Source organism: Cardiobacterium hominis (genome assembly GCF_900637305.1).
Taxonomy (GTDB): domain Bacteria; phylum Pseudomonadota; class Gammaproteobacteria; order Cardiobacteriales; family Cardiobacteriaceae; genus Cardiobacterium; species Cardiobacterium hominis.
The window spans coordinates 1,028,468-1,043,959 of record NZ_LR134365.1; the positions used below are offsets into that span (position 1 = coordinate 1,028,468).

The window sequence follows — 15,492 nt, forward strand, 5'->3', positions numbered from 1 at the left end:
GGCGGCATCTCAGACGGCCTTCCCCCACGCTTCCCCCATCATATCCACCAACGCCCGCACTTTGGGCGAGAGCTGTTTGCGGCTGGGGTACACCGCCATCACGGGCACGGGTTTGGGTTGGAAATCGGATAAAACGCTTTTCAGGCTGCCTGCATCGAGGGCGGCTTGCACCAGATAATGCGGCAGCTGGACGATGCCGAATGCGGACAGCGCGAGTTCCAGCAGGGCTTCGCCGTTGTCGGTGCTGAAACGTCCGCTGCCTTGAAAGGTGGTTTCTTTGCCTTTTTGTTGGAAATGCCAGCGGCTGACGCGGCCGCCGTGGAGAAAATGCAGGCATTGGTGGTGCGCCAAATCGTCGGGGCTTTGCGGCGTACCGTGTTGAACGAGGTAGCCGGGGGCGGCGCAGGTGAGCATTTTTTGTTGCGCCACGGTGCGGGCGATCAGGCTGTCGCATTGGGGCGGATTGCCGTTACGCAGGGCGAGGTCGTAGCCGTCTGAAATCAGGTCGGCGTAGTCGTCGGTGAGCGAGAGTTCGACGCTGGTTTGCGGATAGCGGTGGAGAAAATCCGCCAACAGCGGCGGCAAGATGGTTTTGCCCAACACCAGCGGCGCGCTGATTTTCAGACGGCCTTGCGGCTTGATGCTGCGTTGGGCGAGGCATTGCTCGGCGTTGTCCAATTCTTCCAGCACGGCGGTGCAGCGTTCGTAAAACAGCCGCCCTTCGTCGGTAGGTGCAAGGTTGCGCGTATTGCGCTGCAAAAGGCGCACGTTCAACCGCGCTTCAAGGCGGGCGATGCGTTTGCCGATGGTGGAGCGGGTCAGCCCGAGCTGTTTGGCGGCGGCGGTAAACGAGCCGCTTTTGACGCTGGCAACAAAGGCCGTTATATCGTTGAGATTGTTGAGTTCCATAAATTTTTCTTGCGTAGGTCGGGCATTTATGCCCGACAAATACAGGTAAATTTAAAAACGTCGGGCATCAATGCCCGACCTACATTTGGTGTTTTCTTGCCCGAGATTGGGGAAGCACATTCCCGAATAAAACAAATATACTTCATCTCGTTCAAAAACTCATCACAAGGAGCAAAAAAATGACTGCGCTGAAATTACCCGAACGCCTGCAAAACCATCGCGGTTTCGCCCGCACTTTCCAACCGGGCAAACTCACATTGGGCCTGATTGCGCCCTTCAAAGGCTATCCCGACAGCCCCGTGCCCGAAATGGACGACTTCGCCACCGTGATAAAAGCCGCCGACCAAAGCGGCATTGCCACGCTGTGGGTGCGCGATGTGCCGTTTTACGACCCGAGTTTTGGCGATGTCGCGCAGATTTACGACCCGTCGGTAACGCTGGGTTATCTCGCCGCGCTCACCCAAAACGTTGCGCTCGGCTCGGCGGGCTATGTGTCGCCGCTGCGCGAACCGGTGCTCACCGCCAAAGAAGCCGCGTCGGTGGAACAAATCAGCGGCGGCCGCTTCCTGCTCGGCTTGGCCAGCGGCGACCGTCCCACCGAATACCCCGCCTTTGCCTCCGATTTCAACAACCGCGCCGAACGCTACCGCGAAGCGTGGCAAATCATCCGCCGCCTGACGCAGGAAAAATTCCCCGCATTCAATAGCGAACACTACGGCAGATTCAGCGGCAATTTGGACTTGGTGCCCAAACCCGCACACGGTTTGCCGATGCTCGCCATTGGCCGCGCCCGCCAAGAGCTGGAATGGATTGCCCGCGAAAGCGACGCATGGATTTGGTACGGCATCGCCCCCGAAAAACTGGGCGACATCGTCAACACGCTCAAAGAATTGGGCGACGGCGAAACCTGGAAACCCTTTGGCGTGGCGAATTTCGTCGAACTCTTGGAAGACCCGAACGCGCCCGCCGAGTTCTACAATAACATCTACCTGCGCGGCGGCGCCAAAGGCATCGTCGAATTCTGGCAAAAACAGCAAGCCGACGGCGTGGCGCACATCACCGTCAACCTGAAACCCACACGGCGCGGCGCGCTGGAAACCATCCAAGACTTCGCCGAAAACATCGCACCGCACTTCGCGGCGTGAGCTTTTGGGGTTTCAGGCTGCCTGAAAAACTTCCCCACAAAATGCGGTCAAGCATTTTGAACGTCGGCTCTGCCGACGGGATCAAAGAGCCGAGAAATCCAGTAAAGGATTTCGAGTAAAACCGACCGCACTTTATCCCTCCCGCAACCGCTCCACCACACAACGCAAGGCGGGCGAGATGTTGCGGTGGGGGTAGTAGAGATGGAAGCCGGTGAAGGTGTGGCTTGCGTCTTGCAAGATGCGCACCGGCGAATTGTCAAACCAAGTGCAACACCTCATCAAAATACACTTCATAAGGTGTCCTCCACTGCAAACATTTGCGCGGGCGGTTATTCAATGCCAGCACCGCCTTTTCAATGTAATCATCTGGATATTGCGCAATATCCTGATGCTTCGGAAAATATTCACGCAACAAGCCGTTGGTGTTCTCGTTCGTGCCGCGTTGCCACGGTGGCGCAGCCTTTGCTTGCCGCTTATCACCCAGTCGAGGTCATTGAAACGCTTGGCGTAGATACCGCGGTAGATAGTCGCGTAGCTGATGGCGTGCGGGCGGCCTTCGTGGCGCAAGCGGTACTGAATCTGCTCCGGCGACCAGTGCAGTTTCAGAAACCTCTCCTTGACCAGGGCAAAAAGTTCCGGGTCATCAAGTTTACGCTTGCGGCGGCAGAGCTTACGCCTGCTGTCGTATTTCTCCTGCGCCTTGCTGGCGTCGTAGTTTTCGCCATCGCTATTGCGCTTCAGTTCGCGCAAGATGGTGCATCTGTGGCGCTTCAACATGGTAGCAATAGCGGCGGGGCAATGACCCTGGTTGAACAAAGTCATTATGCAACCCCGCTCAATGGGCGTAATATGACTGTAGGCATCCATTTTTGGTCTCCTGCAATGTTTTGATGTTTTTTTGCAGTATCGCTTATGGATGTCTTTTTTGTGGCTGTTGCACTTGAATTGTAAATTCGCCGTAGTCTTAATCGGTGGGGCGGTTTACCTGCTATGCGCCGCTGATGGTGAAGATGCTCCGGCTAATGACGATCTCTTGTGCGCGCCCGCAGCGGCAAGGCAGGAGAGTCAAGTGCGGGAGTGGTTCATGTGTTTTTTCCGGTGTTGCCCCGCGGCTCGATGGTGCGCTCACGTCTTGCAGTATGCCTGCGGTGACGGCTTCATCAATGGCGCGCGGGATGTGTTGCAGGTAGGTGGAGGTCGGCTTGATTGGGTGCGCGCGGCTGTGTATGATTGCGCCCGCTTCGCCGGTGTAGCTCAGTTGGTAGAGCAGCGCATTCGTAACGCGCAGGTCATGGGTTCAAGTCCCTTCACCGGCTCCAGGCATTTCTCCTTCATTCTTTTTCGCCCCGCCTTTTGGCGGGGTTTTTTTATCGTCATGGTGTCGTTTTTGTGTTTTTTTGTGACGCTCTAAGAAAAATATCGCACCAAAACACGCCAAATTCACGTCAGGTGCTATGATTGCCGCCGTAATTTTTCTTCATGACGAGGTTTTTATTATGGCTATTTCCCTGAAAGAACCGCTTCTTGCGCGTCTCTTGCGCTATGTGAAAATCCACACTACTTCGGATGCGAAAAGCGACACTGTGCCGAGTACGCCGCAGCAGTGGGATTTGCTCCATCTTCTGCGCGATGAGCTCACCGCAATGGGGCTTGCCGATGTTACGCTGGACGACAAGGGTTATCTCTTTGCTACGCTGCCTGCGACCACCGACCGCGCCGTACCGGTGCTGGGGCTACTGGCGCACGTCGATACCGCGCCGGATTTCAGCGGCGAAAACGTCCGACCGCAGGTGATTGAAAACTACGACGGCGGCGTCATCGACCTTGCCGGCAGTGAATTGACGCTGTCGCCGCGGGCGTTTCCGCATTTGCGTGAATTACGCGGGCATACGTTGGTTACGACCGACGGCACGACGCTACTCGGCGCGGATGACAAATCCGGCATTGCCATTATCTTGTCGGCGGTTGAATACTTGCAGGCGCACCCGGAAATCGCGCACGGCAAAATCCGCATCGCTTTTACGCCAGATGAAGAAATCGGCCGCGGCCCGCATCATTTTGACGTTGCCGCCTTTGGCGCGGACGTCGCCTACACCCTGGACGGCAGCGTGCTGGGCGAATTGCAGTACGAAAACTTCAACGCCGACGAGGCGACCGTCACCCTTTACGGACGCAGCGTCCACCCCGGCACGGCGAAAGACGTCATGATTAACGGCTGGGCGCGTGCCTGCGAATTCCAAAGCCGCCTGCCCGCGCACAAAACCCCAGAGACGAGCAGCGGCCGCGAAGGCTTCATCTTCCTGCGCAAAATCGAAGGCTCGCTGGAAGCATGCCGCCTGCTTTACGCGCTGCGCAGTTTCACCCGCGAGGAGCTCGCCGCCTGGGGCAAGATGCTGACCGATACCATGAGCGCGATGCAGCGCGATTATGGCGAGGGTTGCGGCAAGGTGGAAATTCATGAGCATTACCGCAATATGCGCGAGAGGGTTGAGCCGCACCGCTATTTGATTGATATTGCGGAATCTGTGATGCGCGCGCAGGGTATTACGCCGGTGATTGAGCCCATCCGTGGCGGTACTGATGGCGCGCGTCTTTCTTTCATGGGGCTGCCGACGCCGAATCTTTTTACCGGCGGCGAGAATTTCCACGGCCCGCTGGAGTTTATTTCGCTGGATGTGATGGAACAGGCGGCGAACGTCGTCATCGGCATCGCGCAGGCGTTCGTGGAAAGGGCGGAGGTAAGCGCGTAATCAATATAAGCGCCACCAGGTAAGGTTATGGCTACGCCTAGGGGCGTGTTGACAATTTGAGACATTCCCCTCTCCTGCAGGGCGAAGCCCGCAGCGGGCGGGCCCCATGCAAAATGCGTCCGCATTTTGCATGGGGCCCGGGGGAGGGTTGGGGAGGGGATGTGCGATGTCGTTGATGAATCGAAATTCCGGTTTTTCAATTGATTGCTGCCCTCACCCCACCCCCTCTCTCGTCCTACGGACGAGCAATGCTTGTCCCAGAGGGACAAGCATTGCTCGCGTAGCGAGAGAGGAGCTTGTTTATTGAATTGCAAACATGCCCTAACCCGCCCCACGCTTACTGACCGGCAGCGCTCGCCCGCTCCAATCCGACAAAAAACACTCTCAACATCAAGGCACACATCATGAACAGCACCTACCTCAGCATTCTCCTTGGCGTCGCAGCGCTCATCGCCGCTGGTGGCTTCATCATCAAAGGCTACAACGCCAAAGGCGTGCTTTTCAGCATCGGCATCGTCCTCATGGCCATCGCTTACGCCATGGGCAACGCCATCACCAAAACCCCCGGAGGTGATCCGGTCGCCGATATCAGCAACCACATCTACGGCCTCTTTGAAAACCGTGGCGGCGCGCTCGGCATGATCATCATGATCCTCATCGGTTTTTCCGCCTATATGTCGCACGTCGGCGCGAACGACGTCGTCATCCGCGTCCTCTACAAACCGCTGCGCCATGTGCGCTCGCCCTATGTGCTGCTCGTCGGCGGCTTCATCCTCTCGGCGCTGATGTCGTTCGCCATTCACTCGGCGACCGCGCTCGGCGTTTTCCTGATGGCGACGCTTTTCCCCATCATGGTGCGCCTCGGCATCAGCGTGCCGTCTGCCGCTGCCATCTGCTCCTCGACCACGCTGGTGAACCTCGCGCCGACCGCCGCCGATGTCATCCTCGCTGCGGAAAAAGCCAACGCCGACCTCATCACTTTCAGCTTCAAGACCATCATGCCGATGTCCATCGTCGCGCTGTTCTTCGTCGCCATCGCCCATTTCTTCTGGCAACGCTACTGCGACCGCCGCGAAGGGCTGACACAAGGCGCGGCTCAAGCGCTGGAAACCGCCGAAGCCGCTGCGCTGAAAAGCGATGCGCCGCTGTACTACTTCATCCTGCCCTTCCTGCCGATTATCGGGCTTTTCATTTATAACGGCGAGCGCATGCCGGAAATCAAACTGGGCGGGCTGGTCGTGCTCACCATCCTCATCACCGCGCTGATTGAATTCCTGCGCAGTCTGGACGCGCGCAAAACTTACGACGGCCTCGAAGTCTGCTACCGCGGCATGGCGGAAGGTTTCTCCGGCGTGGTCGTGCTGCTGGTTGCCGCCGGTATCTTCGCGCACGGCCTCGAAACCATCGGCTTCGTCAAGGCGCTGATTGACTCCGTACAAGGCGCGGGCGCGGCCAACGTCGTCATGCTGGCGCTGGTCGTCATCACCCTCGTCGTCGCCGTCGCCGCCGGTTCGGGCAACGCCGCCTTCTTCGCTTTCGTCGAACTGGCGCCGCGTCTTGCCGAACAAATGAACCTCAACCCCGGCTACCTCATCGCGCCGATGATGCAGGTTTCGAACACCGGCCGCGTCATCTCGCCCGTCTCTGGCGTGATGGTCGCCGTCTCCGGCGCGGCGAAAATTTCACCGCTCTTGCTGGTCAAGCGCAACGCCGTTCCGGCGCTGGTCGCGGTAGTCGTCATCGTCGTTTATACGATGCTGTTTATTCCGCAGTAAACGGCGGAAGCCGTCTGTAGCGGTCGTTCCGTACCCACAAAAAAACCGGCGACACGCGCCGGTTTTTCTTTATCGCCGCCGCAAGCGGCGCGGGTGTTTTTTCTGACAATGGCTGAAGGCGTCGGTGTCGAGGATGAAGGCGTAACCGTCATCACTTTTCTGTAGCGGCAAGGTGGCGTCGCGTGTGCCATCAGCGCGCTGCATATGGATGCGGATGGCGCGGCTGTGGCCGTCTTCGCGCAGCGCTTCGCTGTCGCCGATTTCGTCCAGGTGCGGGCGCAGGCATTGTTGCAGGGCGTGGCGGTAGCGCGTGTGGTTGGTGATTTTCGCGGGGACGTAAAGCAGCGCCGCCATGCGCGCGCTGTCGCGCTGGGCAAGCGCCTGTAGCATCGCCTGGGTGACGGCTTCGGCGTCTTGCCGCCCTTGGGCGGGCGAGAGCGTTATCCAGGCGAGGAGGTGGTTGCCGCGGTTATCGACGGCTTCGTTGCTCATGATGAGCGCGGCGGCGTGCTGGCGGGCGTCATCCGTCCACCATTCGATGCGGTCGCTGTCGGCGCTGCGGCTCGTGATGAGTTTGCGCTTGCCCTGCCAGGCGTGGGCGGCGTTGTCGCCTTGTTGGACGTGCGCCAGCCAGGCGTCGCCGGGCGCGAGGTAGTAGTGGCGCGCGGTCACGGCGTATTCGGGCAGGAGCATCATGTTTTGGTATTCGATGCGGTTGGCAACGGCGGCGAAGCGCTCGCCGCTGACGGATTCCAGCGCGGCAAAGGGGGCGTCGTTGGCGCCGTGGGCGCAGGCGATGGTCAGGGCGAGGAGGAGCAGGGTTTTTTTCATGAGGGCTCAGGATTAGGGCTTTTTCCGCCGTTTTTCCGGGTAGGGGTAGCGGCTGCCGTCCGGGCGGTTTTTGTAACGGCGGTGCAGCCAGTAGTATTGTTCGGGGTGTTGACGGATTTCCCGCTCGTAGTCGGTATTGACGCGGCGCATGACGTCGGTGTCGCTCTCGCCCGCGACGGGCTTTATTTCCGGGGCGACGCGCACCACGTAATGGCCGTCGGCTTCGCGCCACATGTACACCGGTATCCAGTGCGCGCCGGTGCGCTGGCGCAGTTTGGGCAGGATGTTGACGCTTGCCGCGGCCACGCCGAAAAAGGGCGCGAAGACGCTGACGCGCGGGCCCATGTCCTGGTCGAGCGCGTACCAGAGGTTGCCGCCGCCCTGGAGGAAGCGCAGGGTGTGGCGCATGTCTTTGTAGTGGATGAGTTCGGTCGCGGCGCGGGCGCGGTGGTGCTTGATCCAGTGGTGGTAGAAGGGGTCGTTGAGTGGGCGGTACATGCCGCCGGCGTCCACGTAGAGGCCGAGCAGGCGCACGCCCAGTTCCATCAGGGTGCTGTGCGAGCCGATGAGGACGACTGGCGTGGCCGGGTCGCGCAAGAGGGCGAGCGAGGCGGGGTCAGCCTCAAAGCGGGAGAGTGCGCGCAGTTTTTCTTCGCTGAGGTACCACGCCATGCCGGTTTCGATGATGCCGCGGCCGACGCTTTTGGCGTTTTCGCGCAGGAGGCGGGCGCGGGCGGCGTCATCCAGTTCGGGGTAGGCGAGGCGCAGGTTGGTTTCGCTGATTTTGCGGCGGTACGGCATGAGGCGGTAGAGCAAGCGGCCGAGGGTGCCGCCGACGGTCATGCGTAGCGGTTGCGGCAGTTGGACGAGCAGCCAGAGCAGGGCGGCGATGAGCCAGTGGCCGAGGTAGCGGGGGGAGAGGAGCTGTCTGGGCAAGGTGTTTCCCTTTATGATGTGTGTTTTTGGGAGTTTTTTATGAAGTTGGTTTTGGCGAGTTCGTCGCCGTTTCGCGCGGCTATTTTACGCAATTTGGCTTTGCCGTTTGCGGCGGTGAGTCCCGAGGTGGATGAGGCACGGCTGCCGGGTGAGGCGCCGCAGGCGCTGGTGGAACGGCTGGCGGTGGCAAAGGCGCGCGCGGTGGCGGCGGACGCGGAGTCGTTCGTGATTGGTTCGGATCAGGTGGCGACGCTGGATGGTGATGTTTTGGGCAAGCCGCATACGGTGGAAAATGCGGTGGCGCAGTTGTCGCGTTTCAGCGGGCGCGAGGTGCAGTTTTTGACCGGGCTGTGCCTGCGTCGCGGTGATGTGGTGTTTTCTTGTGTCGAGCCGTTTGTAGTGCGCTTCCGCCCGCTCACGGAAGCGGAGATTCGCGCGTATGTGGCGCTGGAATCGCCGCTGCAGTGTGCGGGCAGTTTCAAGTCCGAGGGTTTGGGCATTCTGTTGTTTGACGCGCTCGTAGGGCGCGATCCGAATGCCCTGGTCGGTTTGCCGCTGATTGCGCTGCGCGAGTTATTTGAGCAGCACGGTGTGGCCTTGTTCGCTGAAATTGAGCGCGCTGCGCAGGCCGACTGAGGCTTCGGTACCCATGTCGCGCAGCAGTTTTTCCAGCGGGGTGCGGTCGGGTTTGTATTCCACGAAGTCGAGGTCTTTGTATTTGGCGTTGCGCAGGGTGTTTTTGTCGCCCAGCGCGTCGATGAGGCCGAGCGGCTGTGCCTGTTCGCCCGTCCAGAAGAGGCCGCTGAACATCTCCGGCGTTTCTTTCAGGCGCTCGCCGCGGCCGTCGCGCACGGCTTTGATGAATTGGGCGTGCATGTTGTCCAAGAGTGCCTGCATGTGCGCGACTTCGTTCGGGTCGAGCGGTTTGTCGCCGGCGAGGAAGTTTTTGTGTTCGCCCGCGGTAAAGACGCGCGCGTCCAGGCCGAGTTTGCCGAGCAGGTCGCGGTAGCCAAGGCCGTAGCTGATGACGCCGATGGAGCCGACGATGCTTGCCGGGTCGGCGTAGATTTCGTCGGCGGAGGCGGCGATGTAGTACGCACCCGATGCGCCGACGTCGGCGATGACGGCGTACACCGGCAGGTCGCTGCGCTCGCTTTTCAGGCGCTTGACGGCGCGGTAAACGGCGCCGGATTGTACAGGCGAGCCGCCGCCGGAGTTGATGTCGAGGATGACGGCTTCGGCCATCGGGTTTTTGAAGGCTTTTTCGAGGCCGGAGATGATGTCGTCGGCGTTGGCTTCCATGTCGGATGCGATCATGCCCTGCACGCTGACGACGGCAAGGTGTTTGCCGCGGTAGCTCGCCCCTTCGCTTTTGGGGTCGCTGCCTTTCAGGCCGAAAAGGAAGCTGAGGAGGAGCAGCCAGTAGAGCGCCCAGAAGATGCGGAAAAAGATTTTCCAGCGGCGTTTGCGCCGCATTTCGACAATGGCTTCGTGGGCGACGGTTGCAAGGGCGCGTTCTTCGTCAAAGTTCATACAATCTCCTGTCGTAAAAGGGTTAAGAGGTGCGCGGCAGGCGCGGGCAGGGGCGCTTCCACGGCAATCGCCCGCGCATCATAGGCGAAGGCGATGTGCGCGGCGTGGAGGAACATGCCCTTGTAGCCGCGCTTGCGCATGGCGCGGTTGAAATCGCGTTTGCCGTATTTGTCATCACCGGCGATGCCGTGCCCGCGGTGTTGTACCGAAACGCGAATTTGATGGGTGCGGCCGGTGTCCAGCGTCGCTTCCAGCAGACTGGCGTCGGCGAAAGTTTGCAGCAGACGGAAGCGGGTGCGCGCTTCCTGACCGTCCGCCGCGCCGACGACCATGCGCTCGCCGCCTTGCAACTGCGCCTTGGCCAGGTGCAGCCGCACCTCGCGCGTCGCTGGATTCCAGTGGCCATCCACCAGGCAGAGATAGCGCTTCTCCACGCCGCCCGCCTGCATCAGCGCCTGAAATCCGGCGAGGGCGGCGCGGTTCTTGCCGAGTACCAGCACGCCGGACGTGTCGCGGTCGAGGCGGTGCGCCAGTTCGGCATAACCCGCGCCCCATACCTGCCGCACCGCGTCAATCACGCCATACGGCTGCTCGCTGCCGCCATGCACGGCGATGCCCGCAGGCTTGTTGAGCATAAGGAAATCGTCGTCTTCATAAAGAACGGCGCCCGCGATACGCTCGCACCAAAAGGCGGGGACGTCTTGCGGCGGGCGGGTGGCGTCGGCAAGCGGCGGCAGACGCAACTCGTCGCCGGCCGCGACGCGCAACTCCGGCTTGGCGCGCTTCTTGTTCACCCGCACCTCGCCGCGGCGCAGCATCTGATAAATGCGGCTTTTCGGCAGTGCCGGATAACGTTTGCGCAGAAAATTGTCGAGCCGTTGCCCGGCGTCATCCGCCGTGACCGTCAAAAAATGAACCCTGGAAACATCCATTAAAAATATCCCCTTGCGAAAGCGGCGAAGTGTACCTGATAAACCGCGCAAATGCTTGCGCCGTCTGGGCGCATTTGTGATAATTTGCACCGCAAATTCCTAAAAAACTTCCGAAAATGGAGCATCATCATGGCGCAAACCGACATCCCGCAAAAAACCAAAATCATCATGACAATAGCGGCACTCTTTATGCCGGTATTCCTCATCCTGCCCTTCTTCTTCTGGGGCGGCGAAGATGATAGCATCACCATCGACAAAGAATTACAGGCGTCGCGCCTCGCGCCGGTCGGCCAACTGACCGTCGGCGCACCGGCACCCGCTGGCGGTGCTGCCGTTGCCGATGCGGGTAGTAGCGCTCCCGCCTTTGACGCCAAAGGCGAATACGACAAAATCTGCGCCGCCTGCCACGGCAGCGGGCTGATGGGCGCGCCCAAATTCGGCGACACCGCCGCCTGGCAAGCCCGCCTCGACAAACACGGCAGCCTTGACGCGTTGGTCAAACAGGGCATCCAGGGACTGGGCAGCATGCCGCCCAAAGGCGGCGCAGGCATCAGCGACGAACAATTCCACGACGTCGTCGTTTACCTGCTGGAAAACGCCAATATCCCGCAAGGCGGAAGCGGTGCGGCCGCACCGGCTGCGGGTGACAGCAGTGCCGCTGCACCTGCCGCAGAAGCCAAAACCGAAGCTCCTGCCACAGAAGCCAAAATCGAAGCTCCTGCCGTTGCCGACAGCAGCGCCGCAGCGCCCGCCGCAGAAGCCAAAACCGAAGTCGCTGCTGCAGGTGGCGCTTCCGCACCGCGCGACCCCAACTTCAATCCGCAAGGCGAATACGACAAACTCTGCGCCACCTGTCACGCCATTGGCCTGATGAACGCGCCGAAACTCGGCGACAGCGCTGCCTGGAAAGAGCGGCTGGACAAGGCGGGCGGTCTAGACGGCCTCGTACAACAAGGCATCAAAGGTATTAACGCCATGCCTCCGAAAGGCGGCTCAACCGTCAATGATGACCAGTTCCATGACCTCGTCGTCTTCTTCCTCGACAAATCAGACGTCGCGCATTAAATCTCGCGGCGCGCATCGCGGTTCACAAGACAGCGCAATTCGCGTATGATGCGCGCCTCATTTCCGGGCCTGTAGCTCAGTCGGTCAGAGCAGGCGACTCATAATCGCTTGGTCGGGGGTTCAAGTCCCTCCGGGCCTACCAAATTCTTTAGCGACGCGCTGCAATATGCTGCAAAATACTAGATAAAGCAGTAGGTTGTATCATTATTTGCAGCGCCTCGCATCCCTTTGCAACGCATTGCAACGCGCAAAAAGTAGGGGTTAAAATGGGGGGTACTTAATGAAGCGCCCAATTTTGAACCCCCACATGCTCTCCGACGCGAAAATCAAAGCGGCCAAACCGCAGTCTAGTAAATATAAGCTCTTCGACCGCGACGGTCTGTTTCTTCTTGTCCAACCGAACGGCTCGAAGCTGTGGCGCATGCGTTATCAGTTTTTGGGCAAGCGACGCGAGTTGGCTTTGGGCAAGTATCCCGGCATGAGCCTCAAGGACGCGCGCGATAAGGTCTTTGAATATCGCGGGATGCTGGATAATGATGCCGACCCTCATTCGGCGCACGCGCGTCGCCGGAGACTGGAAGGGGGTTATACGGTTTTGGAAGCGATTGATGATTTGCTTGCCGATAAAGCTCGTCGCTGTGTGCCGGAGCATGTGGAGAAGTGCCGCAGCCGTTTGTATAAGTATGTTGTGCCACGCTTCGGGCATTTGCCGCTGCCGAGGCTGTCGTCGGATGATTTGCAGGATTTGGTTGTCGCCATTGATGAGGCTGGGAAGAACCACATGGCGCGGCGGGTGTTGGGATTGGTGCGCGAAACTTATGATTTGGCCATCCGCAAGCGCAAGGCAGATTACAATCCTGCGCAGCCGCTAAAGGGTGTGATTAAGCCGGTAAAGGTGAAAAACCATGCACGTATTACCCGCCCCGCGCGTTTGGCCGAGTTAGTGCGCGCGATTGATGTTTATCATGGCACTTGGCAGGTGACGCTGGCGATGAAGTTTTTGTCGCTGACGTTTGTCCGGCAGAAGGAGTTGCGGTCAATGACTTGGGATGATGTCGATATTGACCGCAAGATATGGGTTATCCCCGCAGAGAAAATCAAGATGTCCCGCGATCACATCGTGCCGTTGTCGCGGCAAGCGGTTGAGGTTTTGATGGATGTGCAGCGTTTGGGTGGAGATAAGGGGCGGGTTTTTCCCGGACTACGTCCGGGACGCCCGATAAGTGAAGGTACGATTGTTACTGCGCTGCGCTCGATGGGATTTACGCAGGATGAGATGTGCGGCCACGGTTTCCGTGGCACGGCTTCAACGTTGTTAAATGAGATGGGTTACGACCATAAACATATCGATATGCAGCTTGCGCATTGGGATAGTAGTAGCGTCTCTTCTGCTTATAACCATGCGCTCTATCTCAAGCAGCGGACAGAAATCATGCAGGCATGGGCTGATTATCTCGAGGGGCTTCGCGCAGGTTCTTGAGCGCATCATCAAGTTCTGCTTGTAACGCTTCCGGTAGTTCCGGCGCGGGGTAGGGATGCCCTGCAGCGCGGATAATCCAAGCGTCAACTACCGGCTCAAGCCAAAAGCGGCGGCTGCCGATTTTTCTTCCCGTCGGCACTTGTCCGTTGGCTATCATTTGGTCAAAGGTGCGCAAGCTCAATCCTGCCCGCGCGGCAAACTCTTTGCGTGAGATGTTTCTTATCATGTTCTCTCCTTTGTAAATCTCTCGGATTCAGGGGATTTGATTTCTTGCCCATGTAGCGGGCAGCCCGCCGTTATCCAAAATCCCAGTTCTTCTCCTCCCATGATGCCCTTGCCGTGTGCGTTATCCAGCACGGGGCAGGTGCAGCCTTGTTCGATTGCGGCATCGCTGCCGGGGTTGGGTGTGTTCATGGTGTGCCTCTCATTTCATCGCAACCCGCATTTGCGGTTGCGCGGTTGCGTTGTTCGTTGTTGTGCATGGTTTTTTTTCTTTTCATAGCTACTGTTATTTACCCTGAAATTTAATGAATTGGGCAAGATTTGGCGGCGAGTAATCCTTTCCCTTCATTATTTTCCCGTTTCCGTCTCGTAATGCTTTGCCGTTTTCGAACTTACTCCAGTTGCTGCGATTCACTTCAGCAAGTGCACCCTGTAAATCGTAGCCAAGCACGTAAGCCATACCGATACAGGTGATAATCACGTCGCACAAATCATCTAATGTTGCAGCCGCATCGGTTATTTGTATTCGGGTTGCCCCACTTCTCAACTGGTTCTTTAGGCTATATAGGGGTGTTTTGTTGTCATATCCAAGATGTACAACAAACTCCATTATTTCTTCTATAACGCAGCTTGCCTGCACATTCTGATCGAAGATTCCAGGTGAAGGAACTGCTGTACGGAACCAGTTTTCAATATTTTTAATGATGTCTGTTTGTTTCATTATTTGCTCCTGTAATTCGGTAGACGCTATCGCTCGGCCTCTTGATACTCCATCAATATTGGTAATATTACTTTCTCCGAAAATATCATCGGGACCCCCTTTAAAAATGTATCGTTTCATCGTTTCTCTCCTGCCATCGCTACCGCATTCCCTAAGCTACTGAGGTTCATATTACACTCAATGTTATTATTGGATATTGGGCTAAAGTATCTTCTGCGCTATATTCTTGCAGACTAAATTGCGCAATGTATTGCACGCTGTGCACGGTTTCCTCATCATCATGTACCCATTCTCCGTCTTTGCAGTATGGTCGGTTGTAAAAGCTGAATACCTCTCCGATTGCATCAGTTGCAACATAGCAATGATGCTTAGGTATATCCAGTTCTTCTCCGAAGTATTCTACTGTTCTATATTGGGCATATTTTATGAGTTCCATATTTATCTCCGGTTTGTTTGTTCAAAGGTTGCCGCTTACGGCGGCAAGTCGGCGTTTTCACCGGGCGAGGTATAAACTCGGCAAACGCTGCGGCAGTTATTACGGACACTTGCCGCTCGTCCTCCCTCTCGCGGGTATGGGGTGTGAGTTATTCCCCGTCGGTTTCCCCTGCCACCGCCCGCGCCAGCCACGCATCCCAGCGGTCGAGGTTGCGTCCGGTAATGGTGTCCCGGTAGCCGGTCTCAGGGTCGTGGTGGCGCGGGTCTATGGGTAGCAGTCCGCATTGTTTCTGCCATGCCTCAAAGGCTTCGCGCTCGGCGATGATGTCCACTTTCTGCGCGTTGGCCTTGATGCGGTCGCAGGCTTTTTCGTACTCTGTTTTTTCTGTCATTTTCTTTGCGGCGGATTTCACCGTTGCGCTCCGATTCTTACTAATTGATAGTCATGCATTTCATCTGATTCTAAACTTCCCCAATACACGCCGTTTTCGTCATAGCCATCATCATCCAACGTCCCTTTTTTTGTCACCACATTACATTTTTCGACCTGGTGGGTGATTGTTCCTACGACGATTTGTTCAGTGCTTTCATCCCAGCCGTCGTCATATGCAACTTCTCGGTATGCATCAAGCACTTCTTCGGCGTAGTCCAGCGCCTCTTTTTCCGTGGCGAAAAACTCGCAGCCGTTTTCGGGGTCGTAAACAAAATAGCGATAATGCGTCATGGTTTTTCTCCTTTATTTTTTCTCTTTCCGCGCC

Annotated in this window: 17 protein-coding genes, 2 tRNA genes and 2 pseudogenes; 8 read left to right on the plus strand and 13 right to left on the minus strand. The window is 58.0% G+C overall.

Features of this window, described 5'->3' with window-relative positions:
• Window positions 1-9 precede the first annotated feature (9 nt).
• On the minus strand, window positions 10-909 hold the full coding sequence (locus EL199_RS04950; protein WP_004139333.1) for a LysR family transcriptional regulator: 900 nt from the start codon (window positions 907-909) through the stop codon (window positions 10-12).
• 179 nt (window positions 910-1,088) lie between these two features.
• Here EL199_RS04950 and EL199_RS04955 point away from each other — a divergent pair, with 179 nt between their 5' ends.
• Window positions 1,089-2,054, plus strand: coding sequence for a TIGR03571 family LLM class oxidoreductase (locus EL199_RS04955; RefSeq protein ID WP_004139334.1), 966 nt, complete (start codon window positions 1,089-1,091; stop codon window positions 2,052-2,054).
• Window positions 2,055-2,310: 256 nt separating this feature from the next.
• Here the strand turns inward: EL199_RS04955 and EL199_RS13265 are convergent.
• Together EL199_RS13265 and EL199_RS13640 are read right to left on the minus strand one after the other, a co-directional pair.
• Window positions 2,311-2,505: pseudogene (locus EL199_RS13265) on the minus strand (transposase); the annotation flags it as partial.
• 338 nt (window positions 2,506-2,843) lie between these two features.
• Window positions 2,844-2,921: pseudogene (locus EL199_RS13640) on the minus strand (hypothetical protein); the annotation flags it as partial.
• A gap of 376 nt (window positions 2,922-3,297) precedes the next feature.
• Here EL199_RS13640 and EL199_RS04965 point away from each other — a divergent pair.
• From EL199_RS04965 to dcuC, 3 genes are all read left to right on the plus strand, one after another.
• A tRNA-Thr gene (locus tag EL199_RS04965) sits at window positions 3,298-3,373 on the plus strand.
• Window positions 3,374-3,562: 189 nt separating this feature from the next.
• On the plus strand, window positions 3,563-4,804 hold the full coding sequence (pepT, locus tag EL199_RS04970) for a peptidase T (RefSeq protein ID WP_040354719.1): 1,242 nt from the start codon (window positions 3,563-3,565) through the stop codon (window positions 4,802-4,804).
• 404 nt (window positions 4,805-5,208) lie between these two features.
• A complete protein-coding gene (dcuC, locus tag EL199_RS04975) occupies window positions 5,209-6,579 on the plus strand; it encodes an anaerobic C4-dicarboxylate transporter DcuC (RefSeq protein WP_004139339.1) in 1,371 nt (456 codons plus the stop codon).
• A gap of 69 nt (window positions 6,580-6,648) precedes the next feature.
• Here the strand turns inward: dcuC and EL199_RS04980 are convergent, their stop codons facing one another.
• Window positions 6,649-7,410 (minus strand): hypothetical protein, encoded by a 762-nt coding sequence (locus EL199_RS04980; protein ID WP_004139343.1) that lies wholly within the window; start codon window positions 7,408-7,410, stop codon window positions 6,649-6,651.
• A gap of 12 nt (window positions 7,411-7,422) precedes the next feature.
• The gene (locus tag EL199_RS04985; RefSeq protein ID WP_081447789.1) at window positions 7,423-8,346 is read right to left on the minus strand and encodes a lysophospholipid acyltransferase family protein; all 924 of its coding nucleotides are present in this window, start codon (window positions 8,344-8,346) and stop codon (window positions 7,423-7,425) included.
• Window positions 8,347-8,385: 39 nt separating this feature from the next.
• Between EL199_RS04985 and EL199_RS04990 the strand changes: the two genes are divergently transcribed.
• A complete protein-coding gene (locus EL199_RS04990) occupies window positions 8,386-8,982 on the plus strand; it encodes a Maf family protein (protein WP_040354452.1) in 597 nt (198 codons plus the stop codon).
• Here the strand turns inward: EL199_RS04990 and sppA are convergent.
• Both sppA and EL199_RS05000 read right to left on the minus strand, forming a co-directional pair.
• Window positions 8,920-9,879 carry a signal peptide peptidase SppA gene (gene sppA / locus EL199_RS04995; protein WP_004139350.1) on the minus strand — a complete coding sequence of 320 codons (960 nt, stop codon included), beginning with the start codon at window positions 9,877-9,879 and terminating at the stop codon, window positions 8,920-8,922. The genes EL199_RS04990 and sppA overlap by 63 nt on opposite strands.
• Entirely contained in the window at window positions 9,876-10,787 is a 912-nt protein-coding gene (locus EL199_RS05000) for an RluA family pseudouridine synthase (RefSeq protein WP_232008350.1), read from the minus strand. The genes sppA and EL199_RS05000 overlap by 4 nt, the downstream gene beginning before the upstream one ends.
• Before the next feature lie 153 nt (window positions 10,788-10,940).
• On the opposite strand from EL199_RS05000, the gene EL199_RS05005 reads away from it, so the two are divergent.
• The 3 genes from EL199_RS05005 (at window position 10,941) to EL199_RS05015 (ending at window position 13,356) form a co-directional block, all read left to right on the plus strand.
• The gene (locus EL199_RS05005) at window positions 10,941-11,876 is read left to right on the plus strand and encodes a c-type cytochrome (protein ID WP_050768026.1); all 936 of its coding nucleotides are present in this window, start codon (window positions 10,941-10,943) and stop codon (window positions 11,874-11,876) included.
• Between the two features lie 65 nt (window positions 11,877-11,941).
• Window positions 11,942-12,018: transfer RNA gene (locus EL199_RS05010), tRNA-Ile, on the plus strand.
• Between the two features lie 165 nt (window positions 12,019-12,183).
• Window positions 12,184-13,356 carry a tyrosine-type recombinase/integrase gene (locus tag EL199_RS05015; protein ID WP_040354726.1) on the plus strand — a complete coding sequence of 391 codons (1,173 nt, stop codon included), beginning with the start codon at window positions 12,184-12,186 and terminating at the stop codon, window positions 13,354-13,356.
• On the opposite strand, the gene EL199_RS05020 is transcribed toward EL199_RS05015, so the two are convergent.
• The 6 genes from EL199_RS05020 to EL199_RS05045 all read right to left on the minus strand — a co-directional run bounded on the left by EL199_RS05020 (window position 13,307) and on the right by EL199_RS05045 (window position 15,458).
• Window positions 13,307-13,582 (minus strand): helix-turn-helix transcriptional regulator, encoded by a 276-nt coding sequence (locus tag EL199_RS05020; protein WP_004139361.1) that lies wholly within the window; start codon window positions 13,580-13,582, stop codon window positions 13,307-13,309. The two genes, EL199_RS05015 and EL199_RS05020, sit on opposite strands and share 50 nt — an antisense overlap.
• A complete protein-coding gene (locus EL199_RS05025) occupies window positions 13,579-13,770 on the minus strand; it encodes a hypothetical protein (protein WP_004139363.1) in 192 nt (63 codons plus the stop codon). The genes EL199_RS05020 and EL199_RS05025 overlap by 4 nt, the downstream gene beginning before the upstream one ends.
• 94 nt (window positions 13,771-13,864) lie before the next feature.
• On the minus strand, window positions 13,865-14,419 hold the full coding sequence (locus tag EL199_RS05030) for a nucleoside triphosphate pyrophosphohydrolase family protein (RefSeq protein WP_004139365.1): 555 nt from the start codon (window positions 14,417-14,419) through the stop codon (window positions 13,865-13,867).
• Between the two features lie 46 nt (window positions 14,420-14,465).
• A complete protein-coding gene (locus tag EL199_RS05035) occupies window positions 14,466-14,735 on the minus strand; it encodes a hypothetical protein (protein ID WP_126316014.1) in 270 nt (89 codons plus the stop codon).
• A gap of 148 nt (window positions 14,736-14,883) precedes the next feature.
• A complete protein-coding gene (locus tag EL199_RS05040) occupies window positions 14,884-15,126 on the minus strand; it encodes a hypothetical protein (protein ID WP_126316015.1) in 243 nt (80 codons plus the stop codon).
• Between the two features lie 17 nt (window positions 15,127-15,143).
• The gene (locus EL199_RS05045; protein ID WP_004139369.1) at window positions 15,144-15,458 is read right to left on the minus strand and encodes a hypothetical protein; all 315 of its coding nucleotides are present in this window, start codon (window positions 15,456-15,458) and stop codon (window positions 15,144-15,146) included.
• Window positions 15,459-15,492: the final 34 nt, after the last annotated feature.

Bases quoted from the DNA above. Each gene is read 5' to 3' on its own strand.
- EL199_RS04950 (WP_004139333.1), bottom strand. From the start codon at position 909: ATGGAACTCAACAATCTCAACGATATAACGGCCTTTGTTGCCAGCGTC.
- EL199_RS04955 (WP_004139334.1), top strand. From the start codon at position 1,089: ATGACTGCGCTGAAATTACCCGAACGCCTGCAAAACCATCGCGGTTTC.
- dcuC (WP_004139339.1), top strand. From the start codon at position 5,209: ATGAACAGCACCTACCTCAGCATTCTCCTTGGCGTCGCAGCGCTCATC.
- EL199_RS04980 (WP_004139343.1), bottom strand. From the start codon at position 7,410: ATGAAAAAAACCCTGCTCCTCCTCGCCCTGACCATCGCCTGCGCCCAC.
- EL199_RS04990 (WP_040354452.1), top strand. From the start codon at position 8,386: ATGAAGTTGGTTTTGGCGAGTTCGTCGCCGTTTCGCGCGGCTATTTTA.
- sppA (WP_004139350.1), bottom strand. From the start codon at position 9,879: ATGAACTTTGACGAAGAACGCGCCCTTGCAACCGTCGCCCACGAAGCC.
- EL199_RS05005 (WP_050768026.1), top strand. From the start codon at position 10,941: ATGGCGCAAACCGACATCCCGCAAAAAACCAAAATCATCATGACAATA.
- EL199_RS05015 (WP_040354726.1), top strand. From the start codon at position 12,184: ATGCTCTCCGACGCGAAAATCAAAGCGGCCAAACCGCAGTCTAGTAAA.
- EL199_RS05020 (WP_004139361.1), bottom strand. From the start codon at position 13,582: ATGATAAGAAACATCTCACGCAAAGAGTTTGCCGCGCGGGCAGGATTG.
- EL199_RS05025 (WP_004139363.1), bottom strand. From the start codon at position 13,770: ATGAACACACCCAACCCCGGCAGCGATGCCGCAATCGAACAAGGCTGC.
- EL199_RS05030 (WP_004139365.1), bottom strand. From the start codon at position 14,419: ATGAAACGATACATTTTTAAAGGGGGTCCCGATGATATTTTCGGAGAA.
- EL199_RS05035 (WP_126316014.1), bottom strand. From the start codon at position 14,735: ATGGAACTCATAAAATATGCCCAATATAGAACAGTAGAATACTTCGGA.
- EL199_RS05040 (WP_126316015.1), bottom strand. From the start codon at position 15,126: ATGACAGAAAAAACAGAGTACGAAAAAGCCTGCGACCGCATCAAGGCC.
- EL199_RS05045 (WP_004139369.1), bottom strand. From the start codon at position 15,458: ATGACGCATTATCGCTATTTTGTTTACGACCCCGAAAACGGCTGCGAG.